Origin of the sequence: Tolypothrix bouteillei VB521301, from assembly GCF_000760695.4 — a bacterium.
Classification (GTDB): domain Bacteria; phylum Cyanobacteriota; class Cyanobacteriia; order Cyanobacteriales; family Nostocaceae; genus Scytonema; species Scytonema bouteillei_A.
In genome coordinates this window covers 842,128-859,474 of sequence record NZ_JHEG04000001.1, presented here as the reverse complement: position 1 = coordinate 859,474, position 17,347 = coordinate 842,128, and the positions used below count along the sequence as shown (strand labels likewise).

Below are 17,347 nucleotides of genomic sequence, written 5' to 3'. Positions count from 1 at the left end.
GTATGGATAAGATAGAGAAGATGACTAAGCCTAAGCTTGTGTTTTTTCAATGGAAACATAAAGAGACAGCTAAGTTCGTCCAAATGCACATCAAACAACACGTCAAGTGTTTATCCGAATTTTTTGAAGTTATTGTTATTAATGAGGATTGTGACTATCAGGAGATTTGTGATAAGTATCAACCAGATTTAACACTTTTTGAAAGTGGTATTAAATATATTGATTCTTGCAGAATTAGTATTAAAAATACTTCGGCATACCCAGAAATACCCAAGCTAGGATTTCATAACGGAGATTCCTGGTGCGATTGCCGTGCAGGTTTTCTCTCTGATATGGAACATTGGGGTATTGAAACCTTCTTTTCCATTTGCACCACTACAGCTGAACATACACCTGAGATTGCTGAAAACTTATTTGTCTGGCCAAATTTTGTTGATGCTGACATATTTAAGGATTACAGTGAATCTAAAAATATACCAATTTTGTTTAGCGGGCACATACATCATTTGTATCCTTGGCGTCAACAAATCTATAAAATTGTTTCCCAGAATTATCCATCGCTCATTTGCCCGCATTTAGGATATACAGAGCGTTTAACAACACGCATGATGTATGGGGAGCGATATGCCCGTACAATAAACGCTTCTTGGTTTGTACCTACTTGTGGTACAGTTGCAAAAGAAGTTGTTCGCAAACATTTTGAAATACCAGCATCTAAATCATGTCTCATTACAGAAAAAACATCAGCTTTGGAAGCCTGTGGCTTTATTGATATGCAAAATTGTGTTTTTGCTAATGAACATGATGTATTAGATAAGCTTGACTATCTATTTCAAAATTTAGATGAGTTAGAAAAAATTACTAATGCTGGGTATCAATTGGTTCATTCTCAACACACTTTAAAACAACGAGATCAAATTTTCCAATGGTTTAATCTATACAAAAATCTTAAACCCAATCAAAAGATTGTTCAGACCAATCCTTTCAAACCGCTTATCGTTGTAGAAAACTCATCAGAAATTAAAAATTCGCCTATCCACTGTAATGGATTAGATGTAATGCTGCTGAAGCAGGGGGATGAAAAACTTTGGACAGGTCAGTATGAAGAAGCACAAACTTTATATCTTCGTTGCCTGGGGTATATATTCTGGATACCCGAACCAAGACTGCGATTAGCACTATGTAATCTTTATCAAGGAAAGCCAGCAAAGGCATACGAGTGGATTCTCCCACTGATTAAACAAACTCTTGAACACTATAAAGCTTTAGATCCTGACCCAGTCGAGTGGGCTTATTTAATTATTTCCCTTCTCTGCCAAGGAAAATTAGAAGAAGCTATAAAGTGTGCTAATGAATTTCCATCACTTAAGCATCCAGAGCTTGACCGTACTCGTTGGATTATTAATGTATTAGAAAGTACGAGAGAGAATGAAAATTTAGCGTATAGCGATCCCTTAAAGTACCGCTTTAGTGTTCATCAACTACCCCACCGAAGTTTTGATGAGTGGGTTCAGCAAGTTTCCATAATGTTGCATAATTCTCAACAAGTTGATTGGGCAAAAACGTTAGACAGTGTGCTAGAGTCAAAAATTAGATTTTTCAAAGAACCAAAAAATGGTTATAGTTATCTTCCCAGCTCGTTAACAAACTCTCAAACCTCTATTCCTACTACTGGCTCAAAAAATTTCCTAAAAAATTTAGAAACTCAACCAATTATAGAACCCAAATATATTACACTTAGCAAACAGTTGATTTTGCACTTCAAGTCAATAGCTGGCGATATATTGCGTTTTTTGGAAAAGAGATTCGGTTATTTTCTGCCTTACCGTTTTTCGGAAATGAGAAATGACGAATTTTTTAGCACCATTCAAAGAATTGCAGGAAAAGAAGATATCAAGACAGCAATTATTATTGGAGCATCTGCTGGAGAGGGAACCACTGAGGCTTTTTTAACAGGCATTCGAGAGAATCCAAATCATCCCTCCACATTCTGTATAAACATTTCAAAACCTAGTTTTGTCAAATTGGAAAAGCAGTATTCTGTTATCTCTTCAATTAATTTTCACGAAATTTCACTTTTCTCATCAGAAGATTTTCCTGGTAAGCTCAATAATTGTATTAATGAAATTAAACAAAAATATGCGATTGATTCTTTTGATTTAGTATTAATAGATGCTTCCGAACTAAATTTTAGTAATGAGTTAGAGGAAGTGTATGGAGCAAAGTTATTCGTGCTTGATGATACTAGTACCTTTCAGAATTACAAGAATCATCACAGACTTCTTATAGATCCAAACTATACTCTAGTCGCTCAGAATCCCTCTCTACGTAGTGGCTATGCTATCTTTAAACAAGTTGAATACTAGCCTCTAGAGCGTCGTACAGAAATAAAAATGAAGACAAAAAAACGTTCTTTCTAGCTCGAATATCTTTATATCTCGTAGAATAAACTTGAAGAAAACGGTTTTTTGGCAATACTGTATCGGCGTTCGATAGTAGTCTTATTTGAGTTGTAAAAATTATAAACTGCAAAGAAGCAAAGAGCCTAAGGAAAAGGGGCAAGAGAGAATTTTACAAATGATTTAGTATTGCTATAGAATTCCCCGATCGCAGCAGCGTTACATGATTTACGCGAGGAGAAACTTAATTTCTCCACAAACAACAAATTTTTGAGTAGTTAATCTCCCAAGGTACCGTAATGATTAAGGTTTTTATGCCCTGTTCGGGGCTGGGTCGTGTAAAACGTGGTTTTGAATCTTTTACGCAAGAATGCTTTAATGTATTGGCAAATGAACCTTCTCTTAAGCTAACTCTCTTTAAGGGAGATGGAGGTACTCGAGAGAAAGAAGTTACATTGTGGAATTTACCGCGTAGTGACTGGAAAGCAAATCAATTGGGCAAACTAACTGGAAGAACTGGCTATAATATTGAACAATCGACATTTTTTTTGAGTTTACTACCATATATCTATCAACAAAATCCAGATATAATCTATTTTAGTGATATTAACTTGGGACACGCCCTTTGGCACTGGCGACGTTTCACGAAAAAAAGATACAAACTTTTATTTTCTAATGGCTCTCCACAAGACCCGCCTTTTCCAAGATGGAATTACATCCAGCAATTGACTCCATTTCATTTGCAATCCGCTATAGATGCGGGAGTAGCAGCAGAAAAACAAAGTTTAGTTCCTTATGGTTTTCACCTTCCATCTCAATTACAAATACTGACATCTACTGAACGCAAAAATTTACGCAGTAAGCTTGGACTACCAGAAGAACAGCCCTTAATCCTTTCTGTGGGAATGATTGATAAATCTCATAAGCGGATGGATTATCTCATTCGAGAGGTTGCTAATCTACCTGAGCCACGACCTTATCTTTTATTATTAGGGCAAAAAGATACAGAATCATCTGAAGTGATTGAATTGGGTATGAAATTATTAGGGAATAATAATTTTCAAGTAAGAACTGTTAAACATAATGAGGTTTCTAATTACTATAAAATTGCCAATATCTTTGTGCTTGCTTCTTTGCGTGAAGGGTTACCGCGAGTCCTTGTAGAAGCAATGTCTCATGGTTTACCTTGTCTGGCCCATGATTATCCAATCACTCAATTCGTAGTAGGTAAGGAGGGATATTTAGCAAATTTTGAATTAACGAACAGTTTAACGGGTTTGATATGCCAAGTTTTGGCAGAAGGTTTTAGTGAATCTAAATATTACCTTCGCCACCTTAGCGTCTACAATCGATTCAGCTGGGATAGGCTGCGTCCTCAGTACATTGAGATGATTCACAGATGCGCTAATTCTGAAGAATTAATCTCTCCCCAAAACCGCTCTCAATTGGTGGGAGCATCCTGATTGTTTGTAAAATCGTGAAGTACTTTTTTCATATTAATAACAATGAAATTGTGTTGGCTAATTCCTAGCGATCGCAGTGGTGGGATATCGCCTGTTGCTCTGTCTTGTTGTCAGCAAGCTGCAAAAGCAGGATTTGAGACAACCATGCTCTTGCTTGCGACGCCTAGTAAGATAGATCTTGAGAATAATTTCCGAGTTGATTCTTTAGGGCTGTATGGTTCAGCTCCAGAAGCTCCCGCAGCTTTACTGCAATGGCTGAAGGAGAATCCACAGGACGTATTGTTTTTTAATGCCTGTGGGGAATTTGATGTTATCATTCCTTATGTAACTCCAAACACTAAATGTGTTTATGTTGTCCATGACACTGCTCCTCAGTACTGGCAGACAGCTCTTAAAGAAGAAGAAAATTTAGAGGCAATAGTTGCTGTATCCGAGACCGTCGCTATTCAATTTCGAGATCGTTTACAACAGCCAGAGAAACTTTCTGTCATTTATAACGGCTGTGTCTTCCCCGAACAATCACAACTTAATAATTTACGGCAAGATGAACTTGTATTTTTAGGTGGCGATAATCCAACAAAAGGGGCGTTTGACGTTCTCAAGTTATGGAAACAGCTAGTTAAACTTGGCTTTGCAGGAAAGCTACACTGGTTTGGTCATGTAACGCCAGAGTTTAGGGCTAAGATTGACAAGATTCCTCATTCCAATCGTATTTGTGTCTACGGTCATGTTTCACGCGATCGCGTCTTCTCTGTCGCTGCATCAGCTAAGGTTCTGCTCATGCTGAGTCGTGTTGAACCATTTGGTATGGCAACTATTGAAGCGATGAGTATGGGATGTGTACCAATTGCTTGGGATATTAATACTGGAACAAAAGAAATTGTTACCGCAAGTAAAACAGGGCTGTTTGTACCTTTAGGTAAAATGCGAGCCTTGGCAGCACAAGTTATGTACGCTTGTGAACATTATCAGACTTTTTATTCTGCCGTGATTGAACGCGCACACTCCAACTTCAATGCAGCAGTTATGTGGAAAGGCTATGAATCTCTCATTCATCAAGTTTCGACTCTTCAAGCAATTGAAAGAAGTAAGAAAGGTCAGCAACCAACAGCTTATCAACCTCCAATCCGCCGTTTTCAGGGAATACCTCCCCGCATACGTTTAGCGATTCGAGAATTTATTGGGCGATCGCCTTATCTTGGCTACTGGCTTAGAGATTTGCGTGGTTGGTAAAACTTCACTTTTGAATTGAAAAAGCCAATCTTTATTCCTACATCTTAGGGGAATGATATGGATTGTTATAGGTCGGGAAAATATGCAAAAACTTAGTTTTTTATTTTTAGGTGCAAACAGTCCTTGGGCTTATGGTCTGGCAGAAGCTCTAGCTCAGCAATACCACACTCACGCTGTGCATTTTTATGATTGGCGAACTTATTATCGTCTCCGTCCCAATTGGTCTAGCCGTAATCCCCCATCTCTGCTCAAAAGGTCCATTAACACATTGCCTACTGGCTATGCAGGACAACTAGAAAAGCTATTTAGAATCTACTTACAACAGCTCGTTAAAAACTGGTGCCAACAACTGAAACAGAGTTCAGGAGAAAGCCCCTGGGTCATAGCTTCTGAACCACATTTTGCACCTTGGGTTCGCAAAGTGCCATCAGAACGATTAATATACTATAATTTTGATGATTACGTTCTTTATCGACCTAGCCGCAAAGATCGAATTTTAGCACAAGAAAAAGAATTAATTGAACGGGCTGCCATTACGCTCTGCTCTTCCTACTCTCAACTTGTAGCGCTTCAAAAAATTCATCCCTATGCAAGCAATCGCATACACCATTATCCACATGGAGTTGTAAACACTTATTTAAATCATCAGCCAGAAAAATCTCCAGAAGCAATGACAGTTGGATATGTAGGTAACTTAGGCAATCGCCTAGACTGGAAATTAATTTATGATGTAGTAAAAGCTTGCCCGGAAGTCAACTTTGTTTTTGTTGGTGGTATCGACGTATCTGCCGAAGAAACAAGTGCAGATTGGTATGCAGCTCTTAAAGCAGTGTTTGAATTGCCTAATGTCCGTAATGTTGGGAAAGTGCCATCTGACCAAGTTGCACACTATTACTGGTCTTTTGCAATCAATTGGATTCCCTACGTAGTAGATCACTCCTTTAATCAAGCAGCTTGTCCTACAAAAATTATGGATGGCATTGCTAGCGGTCGCCCGATTTTCAGCACCGATATCCCGGAATGCCGTTTGTATCCTAAATGGATTACGATCTTTCATAATGCGAAAGATGCAGTCACGTACATACGCCAGCAGCTAGCCTCTTATAAAAATCCTGAAGTCTACAAAAAAAGCTTACGTCAACTGAGTTTTGCTCAGCAAAATACTTGGCAATTTCGCGCTCAAAGTCTTGAGAAATTACTAGTACAATTGTAGTTATGTTGGCTCGTCGTACTCTGCTCGCTCTTATTAGTTTAAGCTCCTTCGCTAGTATCTTACGATCGCTACGTAACGCTTCCTCATTAGAAGAAGCAGCCAAAAATTTCAATTTGATGCAGGCTGCACAAGCTCAAAATTTACCTATAAATTATGTCAATGTTTTAGAATTTGGAACACTTACAATTGGTCTTACGAACGACTCTAATACTATTGCGACCAACACGGCAACTATTCAATCTGCCATTGATTCAGTTGGTAAAATAGGTGGAGGAAATATTTATATACCCTCAGGTATATATCAAATTGCTCCGCCGTCTTTAACTGTTAAAGAACCATCTTCACTAATTATTAACTACGATAATATCGTACTTTTTGGTGATGGTATTGGAAAAACAATCCTTCATAGTAGCGGAGATTACTCTGTTATTGATGGAAATGTTGTCAGGGGTCATGGAATTATGATTCAAGGTACTCTAAATCCCAGACAACCAAGAAAAAATGTTGTCATTAGAAATTTAGAATTAAGTGGTGGTACAAATGGATTCACAGGGAATAATAAATGGCCAGCCGATCCACTGACTGGAGATGGATGGGATCTGAGCCATAAAGGGATTGTTTTAGATTTTAATACCTCTTTAGACAACATCACTATTGATTCTGTTTACGTGCATGACTTTAGAGGAGAGGTCATTTATGGTGGTGGAGATGGAATTCAAAAAGTGATTATATCTAATAGTAAATTGCATGGTTCTAATGGAGCTTTGCTGAGTATTGAAGCAGATTTAATCGTAACTAACTGTGAATTTTCTCAAACGGCAACCGCTTGGGTTGAAAATGCAGCTTTATCACCAAATAAATCTCATTATTTCGACAACTGTATCTTTCAAGACTCTACTTATCATGGTTTAGTTTTAACACTTGGTAAATTTCCAGCGCTTAACAAACATATTATTACTAACTGTTCATTTTCTAAATCTCTCTCTGGAGTTTGTGCTTTTGATATCAATCATGTTTTAATTAAAGATAATGTTTTTCGTGATTGTGATAGTGCTTTATTAACAAGTCGTAAAAACAATGATATTGAATTCTTAAACAACAAAATTATTGGTGAAAACCATCCAACGGTTACAGCAAATTTAACAGGAGAAAATAACAATATTTATATTTACAATAATACACATTTTGTTAATGAAAAACTTGAAAAAACTGCCTGTATCTTTTATTTTGGAGAATTACAAAATATAGTTATAGGAGACAATAAATTTGAAAATTGTCGGACTCCCGAACAATCTGCTAGCCTAACAAATGAGAGACCATTATTTCGCAACAATCAATATATAAATGTTGAACGACGAGAATTACAGGGAATTGCTAATTTCTGGCAGAGCCCTCCATACATTATTGAGCCAAAATGTGAAGAAATTGTAGTACTGAACAATACAGGTAATTCAATCATTAGCGTAGATATGAGTACCAAGCACTATGTTAACGGACAAGAGATTTTGATTGTAGGTGGTGCGAGTGACGCACAAGTAAAATTTCCTCAAAATTCTACTACTGTTAAATGTCACGGCGATCGATATTTGAGCGGTAAAGGTGAACGGCTAAGACTGAAATTTCAAAAATCTGACCTGACATGGTACGAAGTTTCATATGATACATCCATGTAGTACGCAATCTTAACGCCTTGAAAGAAGTCAATCAATAAACAACCTCAATTAAGCTTATGAAATCTATCAAAGATATATCTGGTTTGATCTCAATTAGAGGTCATCACTTTTACGCAAATTTAGTTAACTCTAACTCTGTGGTTCTTGACTTAGGTGCTCATTTAGGTCAATTCTCTCATGAAGTTAGTCAGCAATTTGGATGCCAGTGCTATGCAGTAGAAGCTCTACCTTCTTTACATAAAAAGATTCAGGAAACACATTTAATTAGAAAATTTAACTATGCAATCTCCCACTCAAATGAGCCAGTAAAATTTTGTGTAACAGATAATCCAGAATACAATCATATAGGGAACTGGGCTGTTAGTGCTGTACAAGAAAAGATTACTGTTGAAGGAATTTCTTTGGAAAGCTTTCTGAAAAAGCACCATATCCAAAGTGTAGATTTGCTAAAAGTAGATATTGAAGGTGCAGAAATCGATCTCTTTAATTCAATAAGTGATGAAACACTATGTAAAATCAAACAATTGACTGTTGAATTCCATGATTTTGCATTTCCCATTCAAAAAGAAGTTGAAGCCATAAAAGAGCGATTAAAATCTTTAGATTTTGTTTGTGTAGTATTTTCAAAATACAATAATGGTGATGTTTTATTTATTAATAAAAAACAATGTCAAATCCCTTTGCTAAATTTCATTTATATTAAATATTTCTCTAAGTATGTTAGAGGTTTTATAAGAATGTTTATGAGATTGTTTAAGTGAATGAAAAAAACATTTCCACAATATAAAAAATGAAAAGTATATTGTTCTACTTTGGTGGTTTTGCATCAGTAGGTGGCATAGAAACCTTTGGGAAAAATTTGCTTAGCTACCTGCAAAGCCAAGGTTATCGTTGTACGCTTCTATGTTGGGGTCAAACATCACCGTTACTTCAAGTTCTTAGGAATGCAAAAGTTCAAATTTTTCAAAGTCCTTGGCGTTGGGGTTGTAAATGGAATTTGCCAGATTGGATACTTTTGACAATAGGTATTCAACAGCTTCAAAAAGCTGATGCAGTACTGTTTGGTAAACTTTTTCCTACTCCAATCTTAAAACGGCTTCGAGCAAAAGCTTCTTTTACGCACTTCATTTATATAACTCCTTACAAACCCTTACCTCCACAGACGAAGGTAGAGAGTCAGCGTCTTTTAGAAGCACTCAATATCTTTGATATGATTTTAGTGCAGTCATCCTCATTCATTGAAGATTTACATACAATTGGATACAAAGGACAAATTGAAGTTATTCCTTATATTCCTCATGCTCCTGGTGAACTTAAACCTTTTCCAAAAAATGAAAATTTAAAAATTGGTTTTTTAGGAAGATTAGTTGAAGATAAAAATATTCCTTTACTACTGCAATCTTTTTGTAATTTTCAAAAGCAGTATATCAAGGAATCTAATTCTGTACATGGAGAAGATCGAAAGCCAAGCTTACATATTTTTGGTGATGGTCCTTTACGCAATGAACTTGAACAATTAGCTCAAAACTTAGAGATTAAATCCTCTGTTGTTTTTTATGGTAATGTCTCTAATAAAGACGTAGAGGATGCGATCGCTTCATGTCATGTGTTTGCTTTTACTTCTCATATTGAAGGACAATGTCTGGCAGCCTTAGAAATTTTGGGTTGTGGTAGACCAATTGTAGCTACAAAAGCAGGTGCATTACCAGAGATTTTAGCTGATTCCCGTTTGGGCAGAATTGTATCATCTGCCAACCCGGATAACTTTGCTAATAGCCTAATGGAAATAGGAAAGTTAATTGAGCAACAGTTAGTCTCACCAGAAACAATCCGTTCCGCATATCTTGAGCGGTATGCTCCCGAAAAAGTAGGAGAACGCTACAGTAATTTACTGAAATCTCTTAAATAACTGTAATAAGTTTTCTATAAAATAAACAGCATTTTTAACTAAAAAACTAAATTTAAGATGTCATATTCAAAAATTTTAGTGGCACAACTAGGAGCCAGAAAACATTATCAAGAACCTCTTCTATTTCATCGTTGGGGTATTTTAGATAGGCTCTATACTGACTTTTACTCAGGTCATAACAAATTGACTGGTAAATTGCGAAATTCTAGAATTTACAATCATCTTCCCAATGCCCTAAAAAAAGGTTTAGATCGATACGAGCCCGAATTGCAAAATGCAAAAATTATTCACTTTCCAAAATTAGGATATCAGTATCTCCAAGCTTTAAAGAAAGCTCCACCAGAACAAGCACCCCAAATATATATTTGGGCAGGACAAAAATTTTGCCAACAAATTATTCAACATGGTTTAGGAGATGCCAATACTATCTATGGATTTAATAGTGCATGTCTAGAACTATTTGAATATGCCAAAAAACGAGGTATTCGTTGTGTTCTCGATCAAACACTTGCTGAATGGTCACTCGTACACAAACTTTTACTAGAAGAAGAGCAGCGCTGGCCTGGTTGGTCACTCTCACCTTTTAAAGTAGGTGAGGCTGACTTGGAACTATTAGAACGAGAACAACGCGAGCAAGACTTAGCAGATCGAATTATTTGTGGCTCTAGTTTTGTTAAAAATTCTCTAATAGCCAGGGGTGTGGATGGAGAAAAGATATCTGTTTTACCATTAGGTCGCTTAAAAGAAAGAAGCTTGATACAAAATTCATATCTTAAAAGTGTACAGCAAAACGACGATGAGACGTTGAAAATCTTATTTGTTGGTTCAGTAAACTTGCGGAAAGGAATTCCCTATTTACTCAAAGCTCTCAAACAAATCAAAGGGAAAATATCTTTTACGTGTAAAGTGGTAGGTTCCTTGGAAATTAACTATCAGCGTGTTACTGAGTACAGCGATGTATGTACTTTTTTGGGAAGAGTTCCCCGTGCTGAAATGAAAGATTTGTACAATTGGGCTGATGTATTTGTACTTCCTTCTATTTGCGAAGGTTCAGCGATGGTAACTTATGAAGCATTGCTTGCGGGTATTCCTACTATTACTACTGATAATTCAGGCTCGATCGTCAGAGATGGAATCGATGGTGCTATTGTCCCTATTAGAGAAATAGATGCAATTGCCAATCAACTCTTGCATATGCATACCACTAAAAAAGCTTTTTCAACCACAAATAATACACAAGAGTATTTAGATAATTTAATGCAAGAATCAGAAAACAAACTCAGGCAGATAGTAACGTTTCAGCAAAAGAAAATTCAAATGTCTTTAACAAAATGATGTTTTACAGCAATTAAGAAAATTATATTATTTCATGGCTGAATTGTATCTGAATTTATTTATTATAGTCTGCATCGCTTTATTAGCTTGGGGAGTGATTTGTGTAGAACGAATTTACCAATATCCATTTTTTATGGGTAGTATGTTTGTTTCCTTTTTGCTACCTCAAGCGTTTGCTTTGATTCATAATCCAGGTGCAGCATCTTTAGTATCAGTAGAACGAGTCTTACTATTTTCGACTATGTGTGCTGGTGCTTGTTTTATCGGTTATGAGATGAAACCGAATAGAAATTGGTTGTCAAATTTAAATATTGCGATTGATGAACGTAAGTTATTTATAGGAGGGATGGCTCTGATGGCTCAGGGCTATTTCTTTAATTTTTTACTTTCTCGTACTGCGGTCCAAACTGCAGCAAATGGTAACTGGACCGGACCTGCAACCATATATCTTTTTTTAGGTCAGGTTATAAATATTGCTTTCGCAATTTTTCTTTTGCAATTATTGAAACGTCCTAATATTATTAATCTAACTTGTACAGTCATTTCTGGCTGGCCTCTATTACAAAGTGTTCTTGGTGGTCGTCGTCAACCAACAATGACGCTGATAATTATCATAGGTCTTTCCTTGTGGATGGCGCGTCGCTTAATCCCACCAAGATGGTCAGTCATTACCGCTTTAATCTTTATGACTATTCTTATTCCTCTATTTGGTGAAGTACGTAGTGGTTTTTGGGATTTAGTCTTTAGTGGTAATTGGCAAGCAGTGTCAGCGATCGCTCAAAAGGCATTTAACCAATTATTAAAAGGAGAGCTTTTAGAAATCAGAAATGCAGCATTATTGATGGACGTAGTAGAACGTACAGGTTTATATGGTTATGGTTCTGGTTATTGGGATAGCATTATATTTCAATATGTACCCGGACAAATTGTAGGTTTTGAATTTAAAAAATCTTTACAACTGAATTTATTCGATCGCTATGTTGAGTATCTTTCCTCTTTCTATGGTTATACTATACCTAACGGTTACACTATAACTGGTGTTGGCGATTCTTTTCTAGAATTTAGTTACTTTGGATGCTTTACTTTTGGATTGATAGCTTACCTGTTCAAGCATCTTTGGATATCATCTGTTTATCAGAAAAGTACTTTTAGTAGAATTCTTTATATGGGGCTTGTAAGTCCAGCAATGGTTGGTCTGACACACGGTATAGGAAGATTTCTACAAGAAGCTATCTTTCAAACTATTTTTATAGGTTTGGTGACTTTATATGCAAGAAAGAAGAATTATTTTTCGTATATTGAATCGCAAAAATTTGAAAGATAAGTTTCTTTCTTAAAAACATAAAACCAGTTTCTTTATACAGGAAATCTTGATGTATCGTGTGCTTTGCTCGAAGAAATTGTTTTGTTGGAATTGATAGACCTTTGCTTTAGGCTTAGTAACTGGACTTTGTCCGATAGTTTTTTATTGTGAAACCATTCTATAAAATATGAAAATTCTGAATTTAATTCAGTGTTTAAACCTTGGAGGCATGGAAAAATCTGCCTACATTTTAGTCAATGAAACTCAGAATAGAGGTATGAAATGGGAGATACAAAGCGTTACACCGGCAGGTTCTGGTAAACAAATATTTGTAGATTTAAATATACCTGTAAACGATAACTCCTATGAAGGAACTTTTGGTTATAAGTCTCATCTCTCTTTAAAACGCAAAGTTCAATGCTTTTCCGGTGATATCATTTTAGTTACAGGTCCAACCCTTACGGGTTGTCTCAGTATCAAAGGTAATAAACATAAAAAAATACTTGGTATTCATTTTTGCCACAAGTATAATAATCCCAATTTATTAAGATGGAAAATATTTTATAAATATTTTGGAGATGAATATGATGCAATTATTTGTCATTCGCCTTATCTACTTGAGCAAACCGCGCAGATAGCACCTTTTCTCAAACACAAATTGCATTTAATTGAAAATTCAACTCAACTACAACCGTTAGTTACCAAAGATAAAAAACTTTTAATTCGTCAAACTCTTGGAATTCCCGATCGCGCTTTTGTGATTGGTAATGCTGGTTGGTTGATCGAGCGAAAGCGGTTTGATGTTTTTTTGCAGGTTTGCGCCAAAGTTTGTCAATCTTATCCAAATGTCTTTTTCCTGATTGCTGGTGACGGTCCGCTTCGTCAAGAGTTGGAAGAACTTGCTAGAAATTTAGGGATATCAGATAAAGTCAAATTTTTGGGTTGGCAAGATAAAATAGATACTTTTTATCAAGCAGTAGACTTATTGCTATTTAATTCTAATTCTGATGCCTTTGGTCGTACAGTCATGGAAGCAATGGGTTATGGAATTCCAGTAGTTGCTTCTGTCTTAGAAGGAGGGACAAACTCGGTTCTAGTTCATAAAGAAAATGGCTATTTAATTCAAGAACATAATATTAATGAACTGGCAGAATATTGTTTACATCTCATACAAAATCATGAAGTTTACCAAAACTTTCAATTGACTTCACTAGAACTGATTCGAAACCGATTTAGTAATGAATTGTATGTCCAAAAGTATTTAGAAGTCTTTCACAAAGTTTTGAAAAATTAAGCAATACAAATCTTTAAGACCATTACACTTTATTTTTTCGAGAGCAATGCATATCGTTATACTTTTTATGAATGTTGGTAGCTATCATGCTGCTAGACTGCGTGCTGCACATTCTGCCTGTCAACAAAAAAGGTGGAGTTTAACTGCAGTCCAAGTTACAGATAATACCTTAGAACATCCTTGGGGAGACTTGAAGCGTGAAATAACGTTTCCTCTAAAGACTCTAGTCTCTAAAACTGCTAATCTTAACTATACCCAAGAGAGTGCTGCTTCTTTATTACCTTCATTTCTTGACAATCTTCAACCAGATATTGTTGTTATCCCCGGATGGGGATTTCCTGTATCGCGTGCTGCATTAACGTGGTGCAAACGCAAACAAGTACCTGCTATTGTGATGAGCGAAACAAAGTGGGATGATGAAACACGGCAATGGTGGAAAGAGCAACTTAAATTTTGGCTTTATATCAGACAGTATGATGCGGCACTTGTTGGTGGAGAACTACACCGTGATTATTTAATAAAGTTAGGTTTTCCTCAAGAACAAATTTTTCTAGGTTACGATGCTGTTGACAATGATTATTTTGCTCGAAGTGCTCGAGCAGCAAGGCTCGATTCATCTTTGGCAAGGCAAAAATGCCCTGGAATTCCTACCAAACCTTATTTTATTGTTGTTACTCGCTTACTCCAACGCAAAAATGTATCCCGTCTTGTAAAAGCCTTTACCACTTATCACCAGAAAATTGGTGCCGAACAAGCATGGGATCTTGTAATTTGTGGTAGTGGAGAAGAAGAACCGTATATTCGCAATTTGCTCCTAGAAAACAAATTACAGGGCTGTGTTCATTTGCCTGGTTTTATTCCTTATCAAGCACTTGGATATTGGTATGGATTAGCTAATGCTTTTGTGCATCCTGCATTGCAAGAACAGTGGGGCTTAGTCGTTAATGAAGCTTGTGCCGCTGGACTGCCAATTTTATGCAGCCGCACTGTAGGAGCAGCCTATGAACTTGTTTGCGATCGCCAAAATGGTCTGCTTTTCAATCCAGAAAGTCAAGAAGATATGACGCGTGCCCTATTAGCTATTCATCAAACAGATTCAGCTTCAAGAATAAAAATGGGGCAATTAAGTCAAAAGATTGTAGAGAAGTGCAGTCCTCAAAATTTTGCTGATGGTCTTTTAAAGGCAATTGATATTACATACACAATGTCCAATAAGAAGGCTGTTCTAGTATGAGTCTTTTTCATAAACATTCAATTTTTATAGTATTTTTACAGAAAATACTATCTTCTCAATCGTCTTTTCATATAAAAAAGACTTACAAATAGACAATTTGTTAGGGTACGTTGGAGCGATATGCAAAGTGTGAAATACCCAAAATAGCGTTGACATTGCTTAAGTCTTAATAGAAATTGTTTTTTCTGTGTATAAACCTATCAACAGAAGTATTTTGTTATGAAAATTTTAATTTTCACTCCTTATGTTGGCTCCAGTTATGGTGGGACTTCTAAGGCAGTTAAAGAATTAGTTGAATCAGTCAGCAGTTTTGGAACTAGAATCGATCTAATTACGACAAACGCCAATCAGTCAGAGAAACTCACAGTTCCTCTTAATAAATGGATAGAAGTTAAAAACTACAGAATCAAATACTTTTCTTGCTGGAATCGCAATGATTTCATTATTAGTTTACCTTTAATTCAATGGTTAATTGAGCATATTAATGATTACGATCTTGTCCATACAAATACAATTTTTGCTCCAATTGTTTCCTTCGTTCATTGGCTTTGCCAGCAGCGTCGAGTTCCATATGTTATGACCCCTCATGGAATGTTAGAACCTTGGGCACTATCATACAAAGCCTGGAAAAAGAAATTTTACTTTAATCTCATTGAAAAGCCAGCACTACAGAAAGCAAAAGCTATCCAAGTGATTGCTAATTCTGAAGCCGGTCATGTTAAGTCTCTTGGATTGAAAAATCCTATCGTCGTTCCTAATGGAGTTCACAGACAAGAATTTATAAGCTTGCCAGATCCAGAAATTTTTTACCAGCAATTTCCTTCTACAAAAAATAAAACTTTGATTCTGTTTCTTGGTCGTATCGACCCTAAAAAAGGTCTGGACTTGCTAGCTCCTGCATTTGCAAAAGTTCATAAAAAATTCCCTCAAACTCATTTAGTTGTAGCCGGTCCGGATAGTACCGGGTATTTACCTAAAGTGAAAACTGCTTTTAAGCAAATAGGTTGTTTGGATGCAGTGACTTTTACGGGTATGCTTACAGGCTCGTTGAAATATGCAGCCCTGGCTGCTGCTAGTTTGTATGTTGCACCTTCATATTCAGAAGGTTTTAGTATGTCTGTCCTAGAAGGTATGGCTTCAGGGTTACCATGTGTGATTACTACTGGTTGCAATTTTCCTGAAGCAGAAATTGCTAAAGCAGCACTTATTGTAGATATCAATACTCATGCCATTGCTGATGGATTGATTCAATGTTTAAGTCATCCTCAAATGTCAAAAGCAATGGGTAACCGCGCTCGTAATTTCATATTCCAAAACTATACCTGGGATTGTGCTGCTGAAAAGTTAACAAGAGTTTATAAAGCTATTGTTAACCAAAAGCCTTTGTCAACCGATCTTGTCTTAAGCAATGAAAAAGCCTCTCGCCAGCAGTTGAAAGTGAGGGGTGAGGAGTAAGGAAATGGATTAAAAAAATATTGGATTTTTATTTTAACTTCTTCTACAAGAGCCAGTCTTGAATCTTCTCTTAGTAACTTACCCTATGCGTTTAGATCGATATTCCCTTGGTAGTTATACCCCTGGTGCTTCTTACTGGAAACAAATTTTATGGTATTTTCTAGGTTCGCCTTTAGTAGAAAGCCGTGCGCTCCCTTTTTCTGCAATAAAAGTTTGGGTGCTGCGCTCTTTTGGAGCACAAATCGGTCAAGGCGTTCGCTTAAAACCAGGAGTACGGATAAAGTTTCCTTGGCGTTTGACTGTTGGTGATTTTGTTTGGATTGGGGAAGACGCTTGGATTGATAACTTAGCTCATGTCACTATTGAAAGCCACGTTTGCCTTTCTCAAGGTGTTTACCTTTGTACCGGGAATCATAACTGGAACCATCCAAATTTTAAACTGATAACAGCTCCCATCCACATTCAAGAAGGTAGTTGGATTGCAGCAAAGTCAACGATTGGACCTGGAGTGACTGTTGGAACGGGAAGCGTATTGACTCTTGGTGGGGTGGCTGGGCGTTCTTTAGAACCAATGACAGTTTACGCAGGCAACCCCGCTCAACCGATCAAGCAAAGAAAGCCAGAAAGCCCAAGCTTAAACAGGTTTCATCAAACTTGATATTAAGCTTACGGGTTTACAGTTAAAGAGAAAATATCCTTTTCCTTAGTTTTACAGAACCCAAAATTAGGGAAAGGGTAGCTTGGAATGAGGCGATCGCAAAGTTTGCATATCAAATCATTCGGGCGAGCAATGAGAAAATATCTAAGAAGTTCATTATAAATTTAAATATTCTCGG

13 protein-coding genes are annotated in these 17,347 nt (G+C 36.6%); all 13 read left to right on the top strand.

All coding sequences use genetic code 11. The features are described 5' to 3' along the window. Window positions 1-2: 2 nt before the first annotated feature. The 13 genes from HC643_RS03225 to HC643_RS03165 all read left to right on the top strand — a co-directional run bounded on the left by HC643_RS03225 (window position 3) and on the right by HC643_RS03165 (window position 17,169). Window positions 3-2,366, top strand: coding sequence for a glycosyltransferase (locus tag HC643_RS03225; RefSeq protein ID WP_237265822.1), 2,364 nt, complete (start codon window positions 3-5; stop codon window positions 2,364-2,366). Window positions 2,367-2,698: 332 nt separating this feature from the next. Further along, window positions 2,699-3,862, top strand: coding sequence for a glycosyltransferase family 4 protein (locus tag HC643_RS03220; protein WP_038081158.1), 1,164 nt, complete (start codon window positions 2,699-2,701; stop codon window positions 3,860-3,862). 42 nt (window positions 3,863-3,904) lie between these two features. Continuing rightward, window positions 3,905-5,095 (top strand): glycosyltransferase family 4 protein, encoded by a 1,191-nt coding sequence (locus tag HC643_RS03215; protein ID WP_038081156.1) that lies wholly within the window; start codon window positions 3,905-3,907, stop codon window positions 5,093-5,095. Between the two features lie 82 nt (window positions 5,096-5,177). Continuing rightward, window positions 5,178-6,308, top strand: a complete 1,131-nt coding sequence (locus HC643_RS03210; protein ID WP_038081200.1) for a glycosyltransferase family protein — start codon at window positions 5,178-5,180, stop codon at window positions 6,306-6,308. 2 nt (window positions 6,309-6,310) lie between these two features. After that, window positions 6,311-7,981 (top strand): right-handed parallel beta-helix repeat-containing protein, encoded by a 1,671-nt coding sequence (locus HC643_RS03205; protein WP_050046117.1) that lies wholly within the window; start codon window positions 6,311-6,313, stop codon window positions 7,979-7,981. A gap of 56 nt (window positions 7,982-8,037) precedes the next feature. After that, window positions 8,038-8,742 (top strand): FkbM family methyltransferase, encoded by a 705-nt coding sequence (locus tag HC643_RS03200; protein ID WP_038081154.1) that lies wholly within the window; start codon window positions 8,038-8,040, stop codon window positions 8,740-8,742. Window positions 8,743-8,771: 29 nt separating this feature from the next. Beyond that, window positions 8,772-9,890, top strand: a complete 1,119-nt coding sequence (locus tag HC643_RS03195; RefSeq protein WP_038081153.1) for a glycosyltransferase family 4 protein — start codon at window positions 8,772-8,774, stop codon at window positions 9,888-9,890. Between the two features lie 57 nt (window positions 9,891-9,947). Next, window positions 9,948-11,225 (top strand): glycosyltransferase family 4 protein, encoded by a 1,278-nt coding sequence (locus HC643_RS03190; protein WP_167844612.1) that lies wholly within the window; start codon window positions 9,948-9,950, stop codon window positions 11,223-11,225. Between the two features lie 34 nt (window positions 11,226-11,259). Beyond that, the gene (locus HC643_RS03185; protein ID WP_038081152.1) at window positions 11,260-12,549 is read left to right on the top strand and encodes a hypothetical protein; all 1,290 of its coding nucleotides are present in this window, start codon (window positions 11,260-11,262) and stop codon (window positions 12,547-12,549) included. 166 nt (window positions 12,550-12,715) lie between these two features. After that, complete coding sequence (locus HC643_RS03180; protein ID WP_038081151.1) at window positions 12,716-13,822, top strand: glycosyltransferase family 4 protein; 1,107 nt, start codon at window positions 12,716-12,718, stop codon at window positions 13,820-13,822. 46 nt (window positions 13,823-13,868) lie between these two features. Next, complete coding sequence (locus HC643_RS03175) at window positions 13,869-15,056, top strand: glycosyltransferase family 4 protein (RefSeq protein WP_038081150.1); 1,188 nt, start codon at window positions 13,869-13,871, stop codon at window positions 15,054-15,056. 219 nt (window positions 15,057-15,275) lie between these two features. After that, on the top strand, window positions 15,276-16,511 hold the full coding sequence (locus HC643_RS03170) for a glycosyltransferase (protein ID WP_038081149.1): 1,236 nt from the start codon (window positions 15,276-15,278) through the stop codon (window positions 16,509-16,511). An 85-nt stretch (window positions 16,512-16,596) separates the two neighbouring features. Next, a complete protein-coding gene (locus tag HC643_RS03165; RefSeq protein WP_038081148.1) occupies window positions 16,597-17,169 on the top strand; it encodes a WcaF family extracellular polysaccharide biosynthesis acetyltransferase in 573 nt (190 codons plus the stop codon). The last annotated feature ends 178 nt before the right edge of the window (window positions 17,170-17,347 follow it).

What these genes read in the sequence shown, in the direction of transcription:
- HC643_RS03185 (WP_038081152.1), top strand. Translation starts at nt 11,260, where the DNA reads ATGGCTGAATTGTATCTGAATTTATTTATTATAGTCTGCATCGCTTTA.
- HC643_RS03165 (WP_038081148.1), top strand. Translation starts at nt 16,597, where the DNA reads ATGCGTTTAGATCGATATTCCCTTGGTAGTTATACCCCTGGTGCTTCT.
- HC643_RS03225 (WP_237265822.1), top strand. Translation starts at nt 3, where the DNA reads ATGGATAAGATAGAGAAGATGACTAAGCCTAAGCTTGTGTTTTTTCAA.
- HC643_RS03175 (WP_038081150.1), top strand. Translation starts at nt 13,869, where the DNA reads ATGCATATCGTTATACTTTTTATGAATGTTGGTAGCTATCATGCTGCT.
- HC643_RS03180 (WP_038081151.1), top strand. Translation starts at nt 12,716, where the DNA reads ATGAAAATTCTGAATTTAATTCAGTGTTTAAACCTTGGAGGCATGGAA.
- HC643_RS03195 (WP_038081153.1), top strand. Translation starts at nt 8,772, where the DNA reads ATGAAAAGTATATTGTTCTACTTTGGTGGTTTTGCATCAGTAGGTGGC.
- HC643_RS03190 (WP_167844612.1), top strand. Translation starts at nt 9,948, where the DNA reads ATGTCATATTCAAAAATTTTAGTGGCACAACTAGGAGCCAGAAAACAT.
- HC643_RS03170 (WP_038081149.1), top strand. Translation starts at nt 15,276, where the DNA reads ATGAAAATTTTAATTTTCACTCCTTATGTTGGCTCCAGTTATGGTGGG.
- HC643_RS03205 (WP_050046117.1), top strand. Translation starts at nt 6,311, where the DNA reads ATGTTGGCTCGTCGTACTCTGCTCGCTCTTATTAGTTTAAGCTCCTTC.
- HC643_RS03220 (WP_038081158.1), top strand. Translation starts at nt 2,699, where the DNA reads ATGATTAAGGTTTTTATGCCCTGTTCGGGGCTGGGTCGTGTAAAACGT.
- HC643_RS03215 (WP_038081156.1), top strand. Translation starts at nt 3,905, where the DNA reads ATGAAATTGTGTTGGCTAATTCCTAGCGATCGCAGTGGTGGGATATCG.
- HC643_RS03200 (WP_038081154.1), top strand. Translation starts at nt 8,038, where the DNA reads ATGAAATCTATCAAAGATATATCTGGTTTGATCTCAATTAGAGGTCAT.
- HC643_RS03210 (WP_038081200.1), top strand. Translation starts at nt 5,178, where the DNA reads ATGCAAAAACTTAGTTTTTTATTTTTAGGTGCAAACAGTCCTTGGGCT.